Genomic DNA, 20140 nt, shown 5'->3' on the forward strand with positions numbered 1-20140 from the left:
CGCCACGGTCAATCGTATCCACCCCCTCCGTCGGTGCGGCAGGGGCCTTGTCGTGGCCGGGCGAGATCGGTACGAACTTGACACGTACAGTTCCGTCGGACCGATGCATCGTCAACATGCTTTCCCCGCACGGCAGCCGTCGGAGGAGCCCGGCCAGGCCCCCGGAGACCGGGACGGACCGAGGCCACCGAGGGGCCGTCCCGGCGCGCCCGCCACGACCGCACTACTCGGACCCGACACCCGCAGGACGCCGCAGCCCGTCCGCGGAACGCCCGGAACCCCGTCCGACCCCAGCCACGCCCCAAGCCGCGCCCCGGTCACGACGCACGCCCGAAGCAGCCCCGACGCACGCCCGAAACGGCCCCGGCCCGGGCCCCGCGCAGGCCCGGCGCGATAGACTGGGCCGACCGGTTCCGTCCGGTACGACCTCTTCTGCCGCGCAATGTCGCACAGCAGCGACCCCTGGCCCTCCCGGCGCACCAGGAACGGCCATCGCAGCGGATCGGACGTGATCGCGTGTCAGTCGAACGGCCGCCCAGCCGGACCGGACACCCCCACCCGCACCCCCCGGCCGGCGCCCCGGCGCCTCCCCGGACGACCGCCTGGTGGGCCCGGGCCGCCCGGACCACCTGGCCGCCGCTGCCGCTCGTGCTGATGCTCCGGGCCGCCGTCGGGATGGCCGTGCCGCTGGCCGCCGGGCTGCTGCTGGACCGGCTGGACCTCGGGATCTTCGCCGCCCTCGGCGCGATGCACGCGACCATGAACGACCGGGTGGAACCGGCCCGGCTGCGGGCGCCGCGGATCGCCGGCGCCATCCTCTTCTCGGCCCTCGGGATGCTGATCGGCTCCGCCCTGAAGGATTCCGGCGGCGGCCACCTGACGGCCGGTCTGGTGCTCACCGCCGTCGCGTTCGCCTCCGGGGCGCTCAGCGCGACCGGCCCGCGCGGTTCGGCGGCCGGGCTGCTGCTGCTGGTGTCGGCGTCCCTCGGCAGCGGCATGCCGACGGCCCGCCCGTGGTGGGCCGGCGCGCTGATGGTGCTGGCCGGCGGCGCGCTGGTCTTCCTGCTCGGCCTGCCGCACCTGGCACGGCGCCGCCGCCCGCACGCCGACCCGCGCAACCGGGCGCTGGCCGCCGCGTACGACGCGCTCGGCGCGACCCTGGCCGACCTGGGCACCCCGCAGGGCGCGAAGTCCCGGCAGGTGCTGACGGCCCGGCTGAACCAGTTGCAGGATCTGCTGCCGCCCGCCCGGGGCCGCGAGTCCGCGCGCGGGCTGCGGCTGCGCCGGATGTACGAGGCGGGGCTGGCCGCCACCGAGGCGGCCACCGGCCTGCTGTGGGCCTGGCGCGGGGTGCCGGCGGAGGTGGCCGCCGTGCCGGGGGCGCTGGCCCGGGCGGTGGAACGCGGCGGCGGCGAGGTGGCGGTGCCCGACTGGCGGCCCGACACGCCGGCCCGGCGGGCCCTGGACGCGGCGCTGCGCTCGGCGGCCGGCACGGTGGCGGGCCGGGACGCGGCGCTGGTCACCGCTCCGGCCCCGCCGCCGGACCCGTGGCGGATGCGGGTCCGGCTGCTGTCGCGCGGCTCGGTCCGGTACGGCCTGCGGGTGGCGCTGTGCGTCGCGGTGGCGCAGACCGCGACCGCCTGGCTGCCGCTGGACCGGAGCTACTGGGTGCCGATGACCGTCGCCTTCGTCCTGAAGCCCGATCTCGGCTCGGTGTTCCTGCGGGCGGTCAGCCGTTCGGTGGGCACCGTGCTGGGGGTGGCGGTGACGGCGGCGCTCCTCTCGCTGACCACCGACCGGTGGTGGCTGACGGTGATCGCGGCGCTCTGCGTGGCGCTGCTGCCGTACGCGACGGTGGTGCACTACGGGCTGAACACCGTGGTGATGACGCCGATGGCGCTGGTGCTGCTGCAGCTGGGCGGGCAGAGCGGCGCCTCGGACATCGCGCCGCGGGTCCTGGACACCGTGCTGGCCAGCGCGATCGTGCTGGTCCTCGGATATCTGCTGTGGCCCGAGCGGACCCGGCACCGGATCGAGCCGCTGCTGGTGGACGCGACCGGTGCGCTGCGCGCCTACCTGGCCTCGGTCGCCGGGTCCGGCGCGGAGCCGGTGGCCGAGGTGTGGCTGCGGCGCAGGGCGTACCGGGCGCTGGCCGACGCCCGGCAGGAGGTCCGGAACGGGCTGGCGGAGCCGCCGCCGACGGGCCGGCTGGCCGAGCAGTGGCTGCCGGCGACGGCGGCCCTGGAGCGGATCGGCGGCGGGCTGGCGGCGTACGCGGCGCAGATCCGGTACGGCGGGCAGGTGCCCGAGCCGGCCGAGGTGGAGCGGGTCCGGCGGGCCTTGGAGGACCTGGCCTCGGCGGCCCGGACGCACCGCCCGCCGACCCGGCCGGCCGACCGCCCGACCGGGCCGCACGACCCGGCGCGCAGTGCGCTGGGCCGTGCGGCGGACGAACTGGAGACGCTGCTACGCCCCTGAACGATCCCAGCGGTCCCACCGGTACCAGCGGTCCCACCGGGGGACGCGGGGAGAGCGGCGCAGCTTGGATCTGCGGTGCCGGCCCGGGTCAGATCTGTTCGGCCAGCTCCATCCAGGCGAGCTCCAGCTCCTCCTTCTCCTCGCGGACGGCGCGGAGCTTGGTGTCCAGGTCGGCGACCTTGCCGAAGTCGGCGGCGTGCTCGGCGAGCTGGCTGTGCAGCTTGGCCTCCTGCTGGTCGAGCTTGGCGATCTGCCGCTCGATCCGCTGCAGTTCCTTCTTCGCCGCCCGGGTGTCGCCGACCGGCTTGGCCGGGGCGGCGCCGGGAACGGCGGAGGCCGCTGTGGCGGCGATCTTCGCCCGGCGCTCCAGGTACTCGTCGACGCCGTTGGGGAGCATCCGCAGCTGCTGGTCGCCGAGCATGGCGTGCACGGTGTCGGTGGTGCGCTCGATGAAGAACCGGTCGTGGCTGATCACGACCATCGAGCCGGGCCAGCCGTCGAGGAGGTCCTCCAGCTGGTTGAGGGTCTCGATGTCGAGGTCGTTGGTGGGCTCGTCGAGGAAGAGCACGTTGGGCTCGTCCATCAGCAGGCGCAGCAGCTGCAGGCGGCGGCGCTCACCGCCGGAGATGTCGCCGACGGGCGTCCACTGCTTGTCCTTGCCGAAGCCGAACTGCTCGCAGAGCTGGCCGGCGCTCATCTCGCGGCCCTTGCCGAGGTCGACCCGGCTGCGGATCTGCTCGACGGCCTGCAGCACCCGCATCGCCGGGTCGAGCTCGGCGACCTCCTGGGAGAGGTAGGCGAGGCGGACGGTCTTGCCGACCTTGATCACGCCGGAGGCGGGCTGGACGTCGCCCTCGGAGGCGTACGCGTCGCGCATGGCGCGCAGCAGTGAGGTCTTGCCGGCGCCGTTGACGCCGAGCAGGCCGATCCGCTCGCCGGGGCCGAGGTTCCAGGTGAGGTTCTCCAGCAGCAGCTTGGGGCCGGCCTTGACGGTGACGTTCTCCAGTTCGAAGACCGTGCGGCCGAGGCGCGCGTTGGCGAACTTCATCAGTTCGCTCTTGTCGCGGGGCTCGGGGACGTCGGCGATCAGGGCGTTGGCGGCCTCGATCCGGTAGCGGGGCTTGGAGGTCCGGGCGGGGGCGCCGCGGCGCAGCCAGGCGAGTTCCTTGCGGGCGAGGTTCTGCCGCTTGGACTCCTCGGTGGCCTCGATCCGGGAGCGCTCGGCGCGGGCGAAGACGTAGTCGGAGTAGCCGCCCTCGTACTCGTGCACCTCGCCGTGCTGGACGTCCCACATCCGGGTGGAGACCTGGTCGAGGAACCACCGGTCGTGGGTGACGCAGACGAGTGCGGAGCGGCGGTTCTGCAGGTGCCTGGCGAGCCAGGCGATGCCCTCGACGTCGAGGTGGTTGGTGGGCTCGTCGAGGACGATCAGGTCGGGTTCGCCGAGCAGCAGCTTGGCGAGTGCGATACGGCGGCGCTCACCGCCGGAGAGCGGGCCGATGACGGTGTCCAGGCCCTGGCCGAAGCCGGGCAGGTCGAGGCCGCCGAAGAGGCCTTCGATGATGTCGCGGATCCGGGAGTCGCCGAGCCACTCGTGGTCCTCGCGGTCGGCGATCACCTCGTGGCGGATGGTGGCCTCGGGGTCGAGCGAGTCGTGCTGGGTGAGGACGGCCATCTCGACGCCGCCGGCGTGGGTGATCCGGCCGCCGTCGGGCTCCTCCAGCTTGGCGAGCATCCGGATGAGGGTGGTCTTGCCGTCACCGTTGCGGCCGACGACCCCGATGCGGTCCCCCTCGCTGACGCCGAGGCTGACCCCGTCGAGAAGGGCCCGGGTGCCGTAGACCTTCGTGACGGACTCGATGGTGGCGAGGTTGACGGCCACGTGTGCTGCGCTCCTGGGATCGGCTGGGCCGGGGGATGCCCCGGTCTCCCAAGAGTAGTGGGGCCGGGGCGCGCGCCGGTCCGGCGTCCGCCCGGGCCCGGTTCAGCCGGTGCGGACGGCGGCGCCGGGGACGGGGCCGTGGGTGGCGCGGGCGGTGCGGCAGGTGCCGGAGGCGGTGAGGGCGGCGGCGACGGCCTCGGCGGCTTCGGCGTCCTTGGTGAGGAAGGCGCAGGTGGGGCCGGAGCCGGAGACCAGGGCGCCGATGGCGCCGGCTTCGGTGCCGGCGGTGAGGGTGGCGGCCAGCGTCGGGCGCAGTGAGAGGGCGGCGCTCTGCAGGTCGTTGGTGAGGGCGGCGGCGAGGGCGGCGGGGTCGCCGTCGGCGAGGGCGGCGAGCAGGGCGGGGTCGGCGTCGGGGGTGGGGACGTCGGTGTCGGTGGAGCCGGTGCCGGCTTCTTCGCGGAGGCGGTCGCACTCGTGGAAGACGGCGGGGGTGGAGAGGCCGCCGTCGGCGACGGCGAAGACCCAGTGGAAGGTGCCGGTGACGGGCAGGGCCTGGAGGATCTCGCCGCGGCCGCGGCCGAGGGCGACGCCGCCGAGCAGGGCGAACGGGACGTCGGAGCCGAGTTCGGCGGCGAGGGCGAGCAGGGTGTCCCGCGGGGTGCCGAGGGCCCAGAGGGCGTCGCAGGCGACGAGGGCGGCGGCGCCGTCGGCGCTGCCGCCGGCCATGCCGCCGGCGACCGGGATGTCCTTGGCGATGTGCAGGTGGACGTCGGCGGCGATGCCGTGGTGGGCGGCGAGCAGCCGGGCGGCGCGGGCGGCGAGGTTGCTGTCGTCCAGCGGGACCTGGTCGGCGTCGGGGCCGGTGCAGGTGAGGGTGGTGCCGGCGCCGGGGGCGGTGGCGGTGGCGGTGACCTCGTCGCCGAGGGCGACGGCGAAGAAGACGTTGGCGAGGTCGTGGAACCCGTCGCTCCGCAGGCCGCCGACGCCCAGCTGGACGTTGACCTTGGCGGGGACTCGTACGGTCACACTCACTGGGCTTCCCCTGCGGGCTGGTGCTCGGCTGCGGGCTTGTGCTCGGCGATGGCGGCGAACTGCTCGACGGTGAGCATCTCGCCGCGCAGCTTGTGGTCGATGCCGGCGCCGGCGAGGGCCTGTTCGGCGGCGGCGGGGGAGCCGGCCCAGCCGGCCAGGGCGGCGCGCAGGGTCTTGCGGCGCTGGGCGAACGCGGCGTCGACGACCGCGAACACCTCCTTGCGGGTGGCGGTGGTCCGCGGCGGGTCGCGGCGGATCAGCGAGACCAGGCCGGAGTCGACGTTGGGTGCGGGCCAGAAGACGTTGCGGCCGATGGCGCCGGAGCGCTTCACGTCGGCGTACCAGTTGGCCTTGACCGAGGGGACGCCGTAGACCTTGTTGCCGGGTTTGGCGGCGAGCCGGTCGGCGACCTCGGACTGCACCATCACCAGGGTCCGCTCGATGCTGGGGAAGGTCGCCAGCATGTGCAGCAGGACGGGGACGGCGACGTTGTACGGGAGGTTGGCGACCAGCGCGGTGGGCGGCGGGCCGGGCAGTTCGGTGACGTCCATGGCGTCGCTGAGCACCAGGTCGAAGTCCTTGGCCCGGGCGGGCATCCGGGAGGCGATGGTGGTCGGCAGGTGCGCGGCGAGCAGCGGGTCGATCTCGACGGCGGTGACGTGGGAGGCGACCTCCAGCAGCGCCAGGGTGAGCGAGCCGAGGCCGGGTCCGACCTCGACCACCGCGTCCTCGCCCGTCACGTCGGCGGCCCGGACGATCCGCCGTACGGTGTTGCCGTCGATGACGAAGTTCTGCCCGCGCTGCTTGGTGGGCTTGACGCCGAGGGCGGCGGCCAGCTCCCGGATGTCGGAGGCGCCGAGGAGGAAGCTGTCAGGGGTGGGGTCGGTGGTGCTCACCCGGCAAGGATACGGGCGGGGCGGGTGGCCGGGCGGCACCTGCCGGTCGTCCGGGCCTTGTCCGGCGGTTCGGCCGGGCAGGCGGCGCCGTTCGTCGGACGGTCCTAGAGCGTCCACCGGCGTGTGATCTCCTCGGCCTCGCGGAAGAGCAGCAGTTGTTCCTCCCGCCGGCCGAGCCGGCCGAGGCTGAAGCCCCGGGCGAGGAGGGTGGCGGGGAGGCGGGGTTCGTAGGTCGCGGGGTCGGTCAGGGCCAGCCTGCGGACGATCTTCTCGGCCTCCAGCAGCGGTGCCAGGGATTCGTCCCAGCGCTCCAGCTCCCGCAGGGTGTTGCCGAGGGAGTAGAGGGTGCGGGCGAGTCCGGGTTCGCGGGTGTCGGGGTCGGCGAGGGCCAGTCGGCGGCGCAGTTCCACCGCCTCCCGCAGCGGGGCGAGGGATTCCTCCCAGCGCCCCAGGTCCTTCAGGGCGTCCCCGAGCGAGGCCAGGGTGCGGGCCAGACCGGGCTCGGGGGCGAGGGGGCCGGTGCGGTCCAGTCGGCGGCGCAGTTCCACCACTTCGCGCAGCGGGCCGAGGGCTTCCTCCCGGTGTCCCAGTTCTCCCAGGATGAAGCCGATCAGGTAGAGCGCGGTGGCGAGGCCGGGCTCGAAGGTCGCGGGGTCGGCGAGGGCCAGCTCGCGGCGCAGTTCCACGGCCTCCCGCAGCGGGACGAGGGCCTCTTCCCACCGGCCCAGTTCTCCCAGGGTGTCGCCGAGGATGTACAGCACGCGGGCCAGGGCGCCTTCGTGGGTGCCCGGGTCGGCCTGGGTGAGGGCCCGCCACTGGTCGACCGCCTCCCGCAGGACGTCCAGGGACTCCTCCCGGCGTCCGAGCCACCCGAGGGTCGTGCCGAGGGCGGACAGGGTGGCCGCGAGGCCGGGCAGGTGGGTGGCGGGATCGGCCGGCACCAGGCCCCGCCAGAGGTCCACCGCCTCCCCCAGTGCTTCCAGGGCCCCTGCCCAGTTGCCCGACCGTCCCAGGTAGCCGCCGAGGTTGTGGAGTCTTCGGGCGAGGTCGGCCTCGTGGGAGCCGGGATCGGCGTCGGCCAGCCGTCTGGACGCTCCCACCGCCTCGACCGCCACCGCCACGGCTTCCCGGTAGCGCTTCTGGTCGGCCAGTTCGGCGGCCAGGGCGGTCAGTTCGGCCACGGACCGGCTGAGGGCCGGGTGGGCGCCGTCCGTGGTCGCCGGACGCGCTCCGGGGCCGTGCCCGGCGCGGACGCGGGCACCGCCGAGGCTCTGCGGCCCCTCGGCGGCGACGGCGGGAAGGACTGCGGTCAGCTGCCCGGCGCTCGTGGGTGCGGCGGCCCGGACGGCGGTCAGGCGGACGCCGGGTGTCGTGGGGCGGACGGCCCGGGCGGCGGCGGCGAGCGCCGCGGCGATGCCGGTCAGGCGGCCGGCGACCTCCATGGCGCTGGGCGGTCGCCGGGCTGGGTCCTTGGCGAGGAGGTCGAGGACGAGTCCGTCCAGCGCGGCGGGGACGCCGGGGCGGGTGGCGCCGGGTGGTTCGGGGGTCCGGTCGAGGTGGGCGAACAGCAGGGCCGCGACCTCGCCGGCGCCGAACGGCGGTGTGCCGGTCAGGAGTTCGTGCAGCAGGCAGCCGAGGGAGTAGAGGTCGCCGCGGGCGTCGCCGACCTTGCCGCGCAGGCGTTCGGGCGGCATGTAGGCGACGGTGCCGATGACGCGGCTGGCCTGGGCACCGGTGGCGGCGGTGTACCGGGCGATGCCGAAGTCGAGGATCTTGACGGCGCCCCCGGGCACCAGCATCAGGTTGGCGGGCTTGAGGTCGCGGTGCAGGACGTTGCTGGCGTGGGCGGCGGCCAGGGCGTCGGCGACCTGGGCGGTCCAGCCGACGGCCGTGGCGATCTCCGGCAGACCGTCCTTGAGGACGCGGCCCAGGTCCCGGCCGGGGATGAGCTCCATGACGAGGTACAGGGTGCCGCCGGTGTCCTGCCCCACGTCGTGGACGGTGACGATCCCCCGGTGGCTGAGGCTGCCGACGGTACGGGCCTCCCGGAAGAAGGACTCGACCTCCTGGGGCGCCGCCTCGGAGTGGTACTGCGGGAGGGTCTTCACCGCGACCGGCCGCCCGATCAGCAGGTCGGTGGCCGCCCAGACCTCCCCCATGCCACCCCGGCCCAGCAGAGCGCCCAGCTCGTACCGGCCCCCGATGACTCGCCCCACCCCTACCCCCTGACTCGCCGCCCCGCCGTCCCGCACTCGTGCCGACGGTCAGTGTTCCAGGTGTGCGCGGCTCCGTTGACGAGATACCCCAAGCCGTGACCGGTCCCCGGGCGGCCCCGGGGGGCCGCCCGGCCGGGTCAGTACCCGAAGGCCCGGGCCGTGTTCGCCGCGATGGCGGTGGACAGCTCGTCCTCGTGCAGGCCGAGGGTGGCCGCCATCGAGCGGACGGTGACCGGGATGAGGTACGGCGCGTTGGGGCGGCCGCGGTAGGGGTGCGGGGTGAGGAAGGGCGCGTCGGTCTCGACCAGGACGCGCTCCAGCGGGGTGGCGAGCAGGGCGTCCCGCAGCGGCTGATTGGCCTTGAAGGTGACCGGGCCGGCGAACGAGAGGTACCAGCCGTGCTCGGCGCAGATCTTGGCCATCGCGGCGTCGCCGGAGTAGCAGTGGAAGACGGTGCGCTCGGGGGCGCCCTCCTCCAGCAGCACCCGGACGACGTCCTCGTGGGCGTCCCGGTCGTGGATGACCAGGGCCTTGCCGTGCCGCTTGGCGATCTCGATGTGCCGGCGGAAGGACTCCTGCTGGATGTCCACGCCTTCGGGGCCGGTGCGGAAGTAGTCGAGGCCGGTCTCGCCGACCGCCCTGACCTGCGGCAGGGCGGCGAGCGCGTCGATCTCGGCGAGCGCGGCGTCCAGCGCGGCGGCCCCGCCGGCCGGGCGCTGCTGCCCGGACCAGTTGTCAGGGTCGCCGAGGAAGATCCGGGGCGCCTCGTTGGGGTGCAGGGCGACGGCCGCGTGGACCTGCTCGAACTCGGCGGCGAGCTCCGCCGCCCAGCGCGAGCCGGCCACGTCGCAGCCCACCTGGACGACGGTGGCGACCCCGACGGCGGCGGCCTTCGCGAGGCCCTCGGCCGGGGTGCCGGACTGCATGTCCAGGTGGGTGTGCGAGTCGGCCACCGCCACCGCCAGCGGGGCGGGCGGGGGCGGCGGGGTCGACCGGTCGTCGTCTTTGCGGGCCATCAGACTGCGGGCTTCTCTTCCAGGCGGGGGAACAGGATCTCGCCCTTGGTGACGGTGGAGCCGGCCGGCAGTCGGCCCCAGTCGGCGGCGGAGACGACGCTCTGCGCGGCGAGCGCGCCGAGGCCCGCCTCGGCGCCGAGCGAGTCCCACAGCTTCTCGGCGGTCACCGGCATCACCGGGTTGAGCAGGACGGCGGTGGCGCGCAGCGACTCGGCGGCCGTGTAGAGGATGGTCGCCAGGCGTGCCCGGCCCTCCTCGGAGTCGTCCTTGGCGACCTTCCAGGGCTCCTGGTCGCTGATGTAGCCGTTGACCTGCTTGACGAACTCGAAGATCGCGGCGAGGCCGCCGGCGAAGTCGAGGTCCTCGCCGATCTTCTGGTCGGCGGTCTTCACGGCGGCCGCGAGGCCGTCCGCGACGGCCTGCTCGGCGGGGCCGGCGGCGGTGGCAGCGGGCAGCGCGCCGTCGAAGTACTTGCCGACCATGGCGGCGACCCGGGAGGCGAGGTTGCCGAAGTCGTTGGCCAGTTCGGAGGTGTACCGGGCGGAGAAGTCCTCCCAGGAGAACGAGCCGTCGGTGCCGAACGGGATGGCCCGCAGGAAGTAGTAGCGGTAGGCGTCCACGCCGAAGTGCGAGGTGAGGTCCTGCGGCGCGATGCCGGTGAGGTTGGACTTGCTCATCTTCTCGCCGCCGACCATCAGCCAGCCGTTGGCGACGACCCGCTTGGGCAGTGGCAGCCCGGCGGCCATCAGCATCGCGGGCCAGATCACCGCGTGGAAGCGCAGGATGTCCTTGCCGACCAGGTGGACGGAGGCGGGCCACAGCTCGGCGAAGCGCTCGGGGTCGCTGCCGTAGCCGGCGGCGGTGATGTAGTTCTGCAGCGCGTCGACCCAGACGTACAGGACGTGCTTCTCGTCCCAGGGCAGGGGGACGCCCCAGTTGAAGGTGGAGCGGGAGATGGAGAGGTCCTGCAGGCCCTGCTCGACGAAGCGCAGCACCTCGTTGCGGGCCGACTCCGGGGCGATGAAGCCGGGGTTCTCGGCGTAGAACTCCAGCAGCTTCGGGCCGTAGGCGGAGAGGCGGAAGAAGTAGTTCTCCTCCTCCAGCCACTCGACCGGCTTCTTGTGGATCGGGCAGAGCTTCTCGTCCTCGGTGGCGCCGTCGAGCAGTTCGGCCTGGAGCTTGTACTCCTCGCAGCCGACGCAGTACGGGCCGGAGTAGCCGCCCTTGTAGATCTCGCCCTTGTCGAAGAGGTCCTGGACGAACTCCTGGACGCGGTCGGTGTGGCGCTGCTGGGTGGTGCGGATGAAGTCGTCGTTGGCGATGTTCAGGTGCTGCCAGAGCGGCTTCCACGCCTCCTCGACCAGCTTGTCGCACCACTCCTGCGGGGTGACGCCGTTGGCGTCGGCCGTCCGCATGATCTTCTGTCCGTGTTCGTCGGTACCGGTCAGGTACCACACCTTCTCGCCGCGCTGGCGGTGCCAGCGGGTGAGGACGTCGCCCGCCACGGTGGTGTACGCGTGGCCCAGGTGGGGGCGATCGTTGACGTAGTAGATCGGGGTGGAAACGTAGTACGCCGGGGTCTGGGCCCCGGTGGTGCTGTGGTCTGCTGTGGCCGCCATGGTCGGAAAGCTTAGTCGCGCGCGGGGGCCGTCCTCGACCCGATTCCCGGCGGCCGGCGGCCGCGGGCGCGGCGGGGCGCGGGCCGACGCGCGTCAGGACGTCACGGCCGGGCCGCGGGCCCGGCCGTGCGGCGGTGCGGGTCAGCCCCGCACGGCCGCGGACCGACGGCGGTCGGCCCGCCCGGACGCCGTCCGTCCCGCCCCGGGGTCGATCAGCCGCGCAACCAGGCCCAGAAGCCGGCCAGGCGTCCGCGCGGCGTCTCCTTCATGGGGGGACGGGTGGGGCCGGCCGGTTCGGCGTGCGCCCCGAAGCCGGGGGCGTGGTGGAAGGACCGCTCGGTACCGGCCACCCGGCCCGCCCGCATGATCCGCACCGTGTGTCCGCCGCAGCCGGGGCAGGTGGGCTTCAGCAGCGGCGACGGCACCCGGACCCCGTTGGCGTGGTACTCGAACACGATGTGGCCGTCCCGGGCCACGTGGTGCTCGATCTCGTACGCCTGCTCCCAGCCGTACCCGCAGCTCAGGCAGGCGAAGGAGTAGGCCTCCCGGACGGTCTCGACCGGGGTGGGCGGTCGGCTGGTCAGGCCGAGATCGCTCAGTGCGTTGCCACCGAGGGGGCTGCCGATTGTGTCGCTCATCGCGTCTCCCAGCGCCCGCCGGGCCCTCGCCCGGTTCGGGTCTTTCATACCGGTGGATGCCCGGGACGCCCCGGTCGATGCCCGGCTTGTCGAGACTTGGACCCGTATTGGGAATCCCTGTACGAAGTCCGGGCCAAAGCTTCAGATCATCGGGCGTTTACCAGGGCCTTTTCTCCAAGGTACGCGCCTGTGGCCCCAGTGGCACCCCCATTCTCAGCGGGTCCCGGCAGCCTCGTTCTTCGCCGCCACCACGGCGTCGAAGACCTCCCGCTTGGGCAGTTTCAGCTCCAGCGCGACGGCGGCGATGGCCTCCTTGCGGCGCTCCCCGGCCTCCTCCCGGACGGCCACCCGGCGGGCCAGCTCCTCGGGGGTGAGCTCGGCCGGTCCGGCCGGCGGGGCGCCGGCGACCACCACGGTGATCTCGCCGCGGACGCCCTCGGCGGCCCAGGTCGCCAGCTCGCCGATCGGGCCGCGCTTGACCTCCTCGTAGGTCTTGGTCAGCTCGCGGCAGACGGCGGCCGGCCGGTCAGCTCCGAAGGCCTCGGCCATCGCGGTGAGGGCCTCGGCGATCCGGTGCGGGGCCTCGAAGAAGACCATGGTGCGGGGCTCGGCGGCGACCTCCGCGAGCCGGCGGGCGCGGTCGCCGGCCTTGCGGGGCAGGAAGCCCTCGAAGGTGAACCGGTCGACCGGCAGGCCGGAGAGCGCGAGCGCGGTGAGCACCGCGGACGGCCCGGGCACGGCGGTGACCTTCACCTGGGCCTCGACGGCGGCGGCGACCAGCCGGTAGCCGGGGTCGGAGACCGAGGGCATGCCGGCGTCGGTCACCAGCAGCACGCGGGCGCCACCGAGCAACGCCTCGACCAGTTCGGGGGTGCGACCGACCTCGTTGCCCTCGAAGTAGGAGAGCACCCGCCCGGCCGGGGTGACCCCGAGGGCCTGGGTGAGCCGGCGCAGCCGCCGGGTGTCCTCGGCCGCGATCACGTCCGCCGTGGCCAGCTCGTTGACGAGCCGGGGCGGGGCGTCCGAGACGTCGCCGATGGGGGTGCCTGCCAAAACCAGTACGCCTGTCACGGGCCCCATCCTCGCAGGCTTCGGGACGCCGCGGTGCGGGTGGCCTTTCCGGACGAACCGGGCAGCTTCGGAGGGAGCCGCCGCGGTGCCGGGCACCGCCCCTACGATGTGCGGGTGAACGGCGACACGGCGACTGGCGCGCCTACTGGTACAGACCACACCCCGCCGGGTGGCGTCGACGTGCTGGGCCGGACGGGCCAGCCGTCCCCCGCCCTGCCGGCCCCGCGCGAGGGCGCGGACGGCCCCGGGGACGGCCCGCCCGGCGCCCGGCCGCCGTCCTGGCGCCGCACGCTGGAACGTTTCGGCCACCGCCCGCCCGAGCGGACCCCGCTCGCCGAGCGGCTGGTGCCGCCGATGCCGTCGGCCGGCGGGCCGCCGCTGGTGCTGAACCGACTGGGGATCTTCCCGCCGGCGCGGCTCTGGGCCTGGCTGTGCCGCTGGGCGGGCTGGCTGGGGCCGCTGTCGGTGGCGCTGTTCGGCGGAGTGCTGCGCTTCACCGGGCTCGGCACCCCGAACGCGATCGTCTTCGACGAGACGTACTACGCCAAGGACGCGTACACGCTCTGGCACCTCGGCTACGAGAGCAACTGGGCGGACGGCGCCAACGAGGCGATCATGGCCTCGCCGCAGGGCATCCCGTACCGGCTGGACGCGGCGTACGTGGTCCACCCGCCGGTAGGCAAGTGGATCATAGGTCTGGGCGAGTACGTCTTCGGGATGAACCCGTTCGGCTGGCGGGCCGCGATGGCGCTGCTGGGCACCCTGTCGATCCTGATGATCGCCAGGATCGGCCGCCGGCTGTTCCGCTCCACGCTGCTGGGCTGCGTGGCCGGGCTGCTGCTGGCCGTGGACGGGCTGCACTTCGTGATGAGCCGGGTCGCCCTGCTGGACCTCGTGGTGATGTTCTGGATCCTGGCGGCCTTCGGCTTCCTGCTGCTGGACCGCGACCGCACCCGCGGCCTGATCGCCCGCCGGCTCGGCGACGCCCCCGACGCCGTGCTCGCCCGCCGGATGAACCTCGGCTGGCGTCCGTACCGGATCGCGGCCGGCGTCTGTGTCGGCCTGACCTGCGCCACCAAGTGGAGCGGCCTCTACGTCGCGCTCGCCTTCGGGCTGCTGACCGTCCTGTGGGACGCCGGCTCCCGCCGGCTGGCCGGCGCCGCCCGGCCCTACCTGTGGACGCTGCTGCGGGACGCGGTACCGGCCTTCTGCTCGATCGTGCTGACCTCGGTGGTCGTCTACATCTCCTCCTTCGCCGGCTGGTTCGCCAGCAGCAGCGCCCCCGGGCAGGGCGGCTACGGCCGGGACTGGGCGGCGCACCGCGCCGGCCTCTCCCCCGAGTACCTGCCGCTGCCGGTCCTCGGCCGGGTGAAGATGCCGTTCCAGGTCGACCTGACCTGGGTGCCCGACGCGCTGCGCAGCCTCTGGCACTACCACTCGACGGTGTACGACTTCCACACCCACCTGACCAGCCCCCACACCTACCAGTCCAACCCGTGGAGCTGGCTGGTGCTGGGCCGGCCGGTGTCCTACTTCTACGAGTCGCCCAAGCTCGGCCAGAGCGGCTGCCAGGTGAACGAGTGCGCGCGCGAGGTGCTCGGCATCGGCACGCCGCTGCTGTGGTGGGCCGGCGTGGTGGCGCTGGTCTACTGCCTGTACCGCTGGGCGGTGCGGCGGGACTGGCGGGCCGGGGCGCTGCTCTGCGGGCTGGCCGCCGGCTACCTGCCGTGGTTCGCCTACCAGCAGCGGACCATCTTCCTGTTCTACGCGGTCGCCTTCGTGCCGTTCCTGGTGCTCGCGGTGACGATGATGGTCGGGGTGATGATCGGCCCCGCCGGGGCCTCGCAGGACCGCCGGATCATCGGCTCGACGGCGGCCGGCGCACTCCTTCTCGCCGTTGTATGGAACTTTTTGTACTTCTATCCCCTCTATACGGGACAGACGATACCGATGGACGACTGGCGTGCCCGGATGTGGTTCACCAGCTGGATCTGACGCGGCGGCACCACCGCCGCGACAGGTACCGGATGCATCACGAGACCCCCACGTTTCGTGAGCGCACGGATCGGACCGGCCTAGGCTGGTCCCCGAACGTGCGTCCGCCACACCCGGACGCCCGCCAGTCGCCAGACCCTTGGGGGACCAGCACCATGCGCAGAGGCGCGAAGATCGGCATTATCACCGGCGTTTCCGTCGCGATGATCGGCGGAGCGGGCTACGGCGCCTACAGCCTCGTGGGCCCCTCCGACGACCCGAAGGCCCCCAAGGCCCGCACGGTGGTCGCCGAGCCGCCCTCAGCAGAGCTGGCCGCGAGCGGGAGCAAGGCGTTCCTCGACGCCTGGGCCTCGGGCGACCTGGAGGCGGCCGGCAAGCTCACCGACGACCCGCAGGCCGCGACCACCGCGCTGACCGCGTTCAAGGACAAGGTCAAGCCGAGCGCGATGACGCTGGCCACCAGCGGCCCGGCCACCGCGGCGGCCGTCGCGGCCGCCACCAGCGCCTCCCCCTCGGCGGCCCCGAAGGCCACCGCCTCGGCGAGCGCCGCCGCCTCTCCCGCCTCCACCGCCACCCCGCCGCCGGCCGGGCAGGTGATGATGGCCTTCAAGGCCAAGGCCGAGTTCGCGGGCACCACCAGCACCTGGAGTTACGACGGCTTCCTCGGCGTTGTCAAGATGAGCGACGGCACGGCCTCCGTGCACTGGGCGCCGACGGTGATCCACCCGCACCTGGCCGAGGGCGAGACGATCACCGCGCAGCCGATCTTCGCGCCGCCGTCCAACATGACCGACCGCAACGGCAAGTCGCTGGCCGGGTACGCCTCGCTGACCAGCATGCTGGCGGGCATCCCGAAGGCCAACATCGCGGGCGACCCGGCCGACGCGGGCAACGGCGTGGTGATCCTGGACGCCTCCGGCAAGGGCACCCCGGAGAACCTCTTCACCATCACCGCGCCCAAGCCCGGCAAGCCGCTGAAGCTGACCATCGACGGCGCGCTCCAGGCCGCCGCCGAGAAGGCCGTCCTGGACCAGTCGCAGGGCGGCAAGCGGAAGGCCGCGCTGGTCGCGATCGAGCCCACCACCGGCAAGATCCTGGCCGCCGCCAACGCCCCGGCGACCGGCTTCAACACCGCCTTCCTGGGTGCCACCGCGCCCGGCTCCACGATGAAGGTGATCACCGCGGCGGCGCTGCTGGAGGGCGGGCTCAGCCCCGAGTCCCCGATGCCGTGCCCCGCGACCACCGCGGCCGGGCACACCATCAAGAACGACTTCGAGGAGCCGCACCCCGAGTACACCCTCAAGGACGACTTCACGAACTCCTGCAACACCGCGTTCGTGATCGAGGGCAAGGCCAAGCTGAAGTCCGGCGACCTGGCCGACCTCGGCGCCAAGGTCTTCGGGTTCGGCACCCCCTGGAAGGTCGGCGTGCCCAACGTCGACGCCGTCATCCCCGGTGCCGGGCAGAACCCGGACGAGACGGCCGACGAGTACTACGGCCAGGGCAAGATCAAGATGAACCCGCTGGCGATGGCCTCGGTCGCCGCCACCGTCAAGGGCGGCGTCTTCAAGCAGCCGATCCTGATCGAGGGGCTCCCGCAGATCGAGGCGCCCGGCAAGCTCTCCCCCGACACCCTGACCAAACTGCGCGCCCTGATGGCGGCCACCGCGCACAGCGGCACCGCCGCCGGCCCGATGGGCGGCCTGAAGGGTGACATCGGCGGCAAGACCGGCACCGCCGAGCGCGCCGCCGGCCAGGCCACCGACAGCTGGTTCACCGCCTACCGCGACAATCTGGCGGTCGCCGCCATGGTCGAGGGCGGCGGCCACGGCGTCGACGCGGCCGGCCCGGCCTCGGCGGCCGTGCTGGCGGTCGGCAACGGCGGCTGATCCGCGCCCCGCACGAGAGGGGGCGGGTACGGGATCCTCCCGTACCCGCCCCTTCGGCGTTCTGCGGACCTGGGCCCGCCCCCTCGGCCTTCGTCAGGCCTGGGCCCCGGCCCGGACGCCTTCCGCCTGACTCACCGGCAGGCTGAGCAAGCAGGGCACCGGCCGGCGGGCCTTCCAGCGCTGGGCGGCCAGCCGGGGCCAGATCACCAGCACGGCCGGCAGCGCCAGGTACCCGAAGCGCCCGGCGGGGGCGAGCGTGAACGCTATCGCCAGACCGGCCGCCAGCAGATCGGCGGCGGCGATGGCGGACACCGGCGGGCGGGCCAGCAGCCAGATGGCGACCGCGGCGCCGCCGAGCGTCAGCAGGGCCAGTGAGACGGTGTGCCCGGTCGGGCCGAACCCGGCCAGTATCTTGCCCGGCAGCGGACTGCCGGCCGGGGTGTGGATCGCGGTGAGGCCCAGCGGGAACCGGACCACCTGCTCGCGCAGGGTCGCCGGCTCGGACAGCGCGACCGGCAGGACGACGGCCAGCGCGGCGCCGGCCGCCGTCAGGCCGGCCCGGAGGGCGGGCCTGCGCCCGTACAGCCGCCAGATCAGCAGCACCGCCACCGGAAGGGCCGGCCAGGCCGTCCACTTCAGGCTGCAGGCGAGGGCGAGCACCAGCCCGGTGGCGAAGGTGCGGTCCCGCTCGGCGAGCGCCATCGCCAGGCAGCAGACCCCGATCAGGGGCAGGTCGACGCCGCCCACCACCAGCGCCAGGGCGATCAGCGGCGAGGCGGTCAGCACGGCCAGCGGCAGCACCGGCCCGCGGTCCCGGGTCGGGCGCAGCAGCCGCCAGCAGGCCAGCAGGCAGCCCAGGAAGGTGAGGGCGAACCAGATCCGGGCGTCGCCGAGCACCTCGGTCAGCGGGTCGGAGTTGCCCAGCAGGGTGCGCGGCAGGCCGAACAGGGCCATGGCCGGCAGGTACGGGTTGTAGTCGCTGACGACCACGGGGTGGGGCAGGTAGGGGCTGCCGGTGCTGAGCAGCAGCCGGGCCGAGCGCTCGACCACCATCACCTCGGACTGGTGGCGGCCCTGCAGCGCGAGCAGGGCCAGCGGCAGCAGGACGGCGCCGAGCACCGCGACCCCGGCCGCGGCCCGGGCGGCGAACCGGCGCGGCAGGGTCGCGCAGAGCACTCCGGCCAGCAGGTAGGCGGGCGCGGCCACGGTGCCCCAGAGCCGCTGGTTCGCGAGGTCGGAGACGACCGGGAAGGCCGCCGCCCAGACCGCGGCGACGGCGCAGCCCAGCAGCTGCACGCGGCGCATGGCGGCGAGCCGGGCGGGGCCGGCCAGCTCGGCCCGGCCGGCGGGGCCGGGGCCGTCGCCGCGCTGGCGCGGGAAGACCCGGGTGCCGCGGCGCGGGCCGGGCCGGCGCGCGGCGCGCGGCTGGGCCCCCGGCGCGGCCGGGGCCGTGGCCGGGTGGGCCTGCGTGCTGCGGCGGCCGGTGAGGCGCCCGCGGCTGCGGGGCTGGCCGGGCATGCGGGTGCTCACCATGAGGGAAGGTTAGGCGCGGGGAGCGCGCCGTGTCGCGATGTTGGCGTACGGGCTTCGGGGTGTCTCTGCGGGACGCGCGGGGCCGCCGGCCGTTTCCGGGGGGCGGCGGCCCCGCGCTGACCTGCGCGGACGGGCAGTTCCCGGCCGCCGGAGGTCCGCATCGGCGGGCCGGTCAGCCGACCTTGCTGAGCTCGGGTTCCGCGGCCTGGTTCAGCCTGGAGTGTTGGGCGCTGTAGCCGAAGTAGACGGCGGCGGCGACGGCGAGGGCCGCTCCGGCGAAAAGGTAGACCTTCGGGTCGAGCCCGTAGATCAGGTAGGCGCAGAATCCGACGCTGAGCAGCGGGGTGACCGGGTAGCCGGGCACCTTGAAGCCGCGGGCCAGGGCGGGCTGGGTCCGGCGCAGCACGATCACGCCGATCGAGACGACCGAGAAGGCGACCAGGGTGCCGAGGCTGGTGAGGTCGGTGAGGATGTCCAGCGGTACGAAGGCGGCCAGTGCGGCGACGGCGGTGCCGACCACCAGGGTGTTCCAGACCGGGGTGCCGGTGCGCGGGGAGAGCTCGGCGAACTTCTTGGGCAGCATGCCGTCGCGGCCCATGGAGTAGAGGATCCGGGTCTGGCCGTAGATCACCACGAGGGTGACGCTGAAGATCGAGATGATCGCGCCGAAGGCGAACATCATGGCCGGCCAGGTCTGGCCGGTGATGTCCTGCAGGATCTGCGCGAGGCCGGCCTCCTGGCCGTCGAAGCGGCTCCAGTGCTGGGCGCCGAGGGCGGCGATCGCCACGCCGATGTACAGCAGGGTCACCACGACCAGCGAGATGATGATCGCCAGCGGGAGGGTGCGGCGCGGGTTCTTGACCTCCTCGCCGGCGGTGGACACGGCGTCCAGGCCGATGAAGGAGAAGAAGATGCTGGAGGCGGCCAGCTGGACGCCGCTCGCACCGAAGGGCATGAAGTCGCTCAGGTTGCCGGAGCGGAACCCGGTCAGGCCGATCACCACGAACAGCAGCAGGATGAAGATCTTGATGCCCACCATGGTCGCGTTGACCTTGGCGGACTCGCTCACGCCGCGCACCAGCAGGAAGCAGACCATCCCCACCAGGATCACGGCGGGGAGGTTGAAGTAGCCGCCGTGGCCGGGGGCCGAGGCCAGGAACTCCGGTATCCGCACGCCGAAGGCCAGGTCGAGGAACTTGTTCAGGTACTCGCCCCAGCTGACCGCGATCGCCGAGGCGGAGACGCCGTACTCCAGCAGCAGGCAGACGCCGACGCCGAAGGCCACGCCCTCGCCGAGGGTGGCGTAGGCGTAGGAGTAGGAGGAGCCGGAGGCGGGGATGGCGGAGGCCATCTCGGCGTAGCACAGTGCGGTGAGGCCCGCGGTGACCGCCGCCAGGACGAACGACAGGATGACGGCGGGCCCGGCGTCGGGCACCGCGCTGCTCAGGACGAAGAAGATGCCGGTGCCGACGGTCGCCCCGATGCCGATAGCGGAGAGCTGCCAGAGCCCGATCGTCCGCTTCAGGTGGATGCCGGAGCGTCCGCCTTCGGCCGGTGCGCCGGCCGGGAGCGCGTCCCGGCCCTCGCTCTCCGCGATCAGGGTGGCGACGGGCTTCCGCCTGAGAAGTCGTTCGCCGAGGGTGGTGGTGCTGGCCAAAACGTGGATCCTTCTGGGCGGGGAGAGGGTGTTCCGTGCCGCCGGTCACCCGAGGGGCTGTGGGGTGCCATCGGGGACCAACCGAACAAAGATGGGACAGTACCCCGCGAATGCACCAGTGTCGCAATCGAACAGTCCGAGCCGTCGCATTGGACGATTCGTCGAATATGTCAGCACAAACCGGACACTCCGCAGACGGCGCACCGCCGTACCGGGCG

At 73.8% G+C, this 20140-nt stretch carries 13 protein-coding genes; 3 read left to right on the top strand and 10 right to left on the bottom strand.

Annotated elements, in window-relative coordinates; all coding sequences use genetic code 11:
• The first annotated feature begins 516 nt into the window (after positions 1-516).
• The gene (locus tag OG689_RS17815) at positions 517-2478 is read left to right on the top strand and encodes an FUSC family protein (protein ID WP_266321534.1); all 1962 of its coding nucleotides are present in this window, start codon (positions 517-519) and stop codon (positions 2476-2478) included.
• 88 nt (positions 2479-2566) lie between these two features.
• On the opposite strand, the gene OG689_RS17820 is transcribed toward OG689_RS17815, so the two are convergent.
• The 8 genes from OG689_RS17820 to rsmI all read right to left on the bottom strand — a co-directional run bounded on the left by OG689_RS17820 (position 2567) and on the right by rsmI (position 12848).
• Complete coding sequence (locus tag OG689_RS17820) at positions 2567-4360, bottom strand: ABC-F family ATP-binding cassette domain-containing protein (RefSeq protein WP_266321536.1); 1794 nt, start codon at positions 4358-4360, stop codon at positions 2567-2569.
• 102 nt (positions 4361-4462) lie between these two features.
• Positions 4463-5392 (bottom strand): 4-(cytidine 5'-diphospho)-2-C-methyl-D-erythritol kinase, encoded by a 930-nt coding sequence (locus OG689_RS17825; RefSeq protein ID WP_266321537.1) that lies wholly within the window; start codon positions 5390-5392, stop codon positions 4463-4465.
• Entirely contained in the window at positions 5389-6288 is a 900-nt protein-coding gene (gene rsmA, locus OG689_RS17830; RefSeq protein ID WP_266321539.1) for a 16S rRNA (adenine(1518)-N(6)/adenine(1519)-N(6))-dimethyltransferase RsmA, read from the bottom strand. Before rsmA ends, OG689_RS17825 begins: the two co-directional genes overlap by 4 nt.
• Before the next feature lie 104 nt (positions 6289-6392).
• On the bottom strand, positions 6393-8504 hold the full coding sequence (locus tag OG689_RS17835; RefSeq protein WP_266321540.1) for a serine/threonine-protein kinase: 2112 nt from the start codon (positions 8502-8504) through the stop codon (positions 6393-6395).
• 137 nt (positions 8505-8641) lie between these two features.
• Complete coding sequence (locus tag OG689_RS17840) at positions 8642-9520, bottom strand: TatD family hydrolase (protein WP_266321541.1); 879 nt, start codon at positions 9518-9520, stop codon at positions 8642-8644.
• Positions 9520-11139 (bottom strand): methionine--tRNA ligase, encoded by a 1620-nt coding sequence (gene metG / locus OG689_RS17845; protein WP_266321542.1) that lies wholly within the window; start codon positions 11137-11139, stop codon positions 9520-9522. Before metG ends, OG689_RS17840 begins: the two co-directional genes overlap by 1 nt.
• A gap of 212 nt (positions 11140-11351) precedes the next feature.
• A complete protein-coding gene (locus tag OG689_RS17850) occupies positions 11352-11777 on the bottom strand; it encodes a hypothetical protein (protein ID WP_266321543.1) in 426 nt (141 codons plus the stop codon).
• A 213-nt stretch (positions 11778-11990) separates the two neighbouring features.
• The gene (gene rsmI, locus OG689_RS17855; protein WP_266321544.1) at positions 11991-12848 is read right to left on the bottom strand and encodes a 16S rRNA (cytidine(1402)-2'-O)-methyltransferase; all 858 of its coding nucleotides are present in this window, start codon (positions 12846-12848) and stop codon (positions 11991-11993) included.
• Positions 12849-13061: 213 nt separating this feature from the next.
• Between rsmI and OG689_RS17860 the strand changes: the two genes are divergently transcribed.
• Both OG689_RS17860 and OG689_RS17865 read left to right on the top strand, forming a co-directional pair.
• A complete protein-coding gene (locus OG689_RS17860) occupies positions 13062-14843 on the top strand; it encodes a phospholipid carrier-dependent glycosyltransferase (protein WP_266327235.1) in 1782 nt (593 codons plus the stop codon).
• 155 nt (positions 14844-14998) lie between these two features.
• Complete coding sequence (locus tag OG689_RS17865; RefSeq protein WP_266321546.1) at positions 14999-16732, top strand: penicillin-binding transpeptidase domain-containing protein; 1734 nt, start codon at positions 14999-15001, stop codon at positions 16730-16732.
• Positions 16733-16825: 93 nt separating this feature from the next.
• Here OG689_RS17865 and OG689_RS17870 read toward each other — a convergent pair whose 3' ends face one another.
• Together OG689_RS17870 and OG689_RS17875 are read right to left on the bottom strand one after the other, a co-directional pair.
• The gene (locus OG689_RS17870; RefSeq protein ID WP_266321548.1) at positions 16826-18265 is read right to left on the bottom strand and encodes a glycosyltransferase 87 family protein; all 1440 of its coding nucleotides are present in this window, start codon (positions 18263-18265) and stop codon (positions 16826-16828) included.
• A 172-nt stretch (positions 18266-18437) separates the two neighbouring features.
• A complete protein-coding gene (locus OG689_RS17875) occupies positions 18438-19922 on the bottom strand; it encodes an amino acid permease (protein ID WP_266321550.1) in 1485 nt (494 codons plus the stop codon).
• Positions 19923-20140 lie beyond the last annotated feature (218 nt).

The organism is Kitasatospora sp. NBC_00240, from assembly GCF_026342405.1.
GTDB lineage: Bacteria > Actinomycetota > Actinomycetes > Streptomycetales > Streptomycetaceae > Kitasatospora.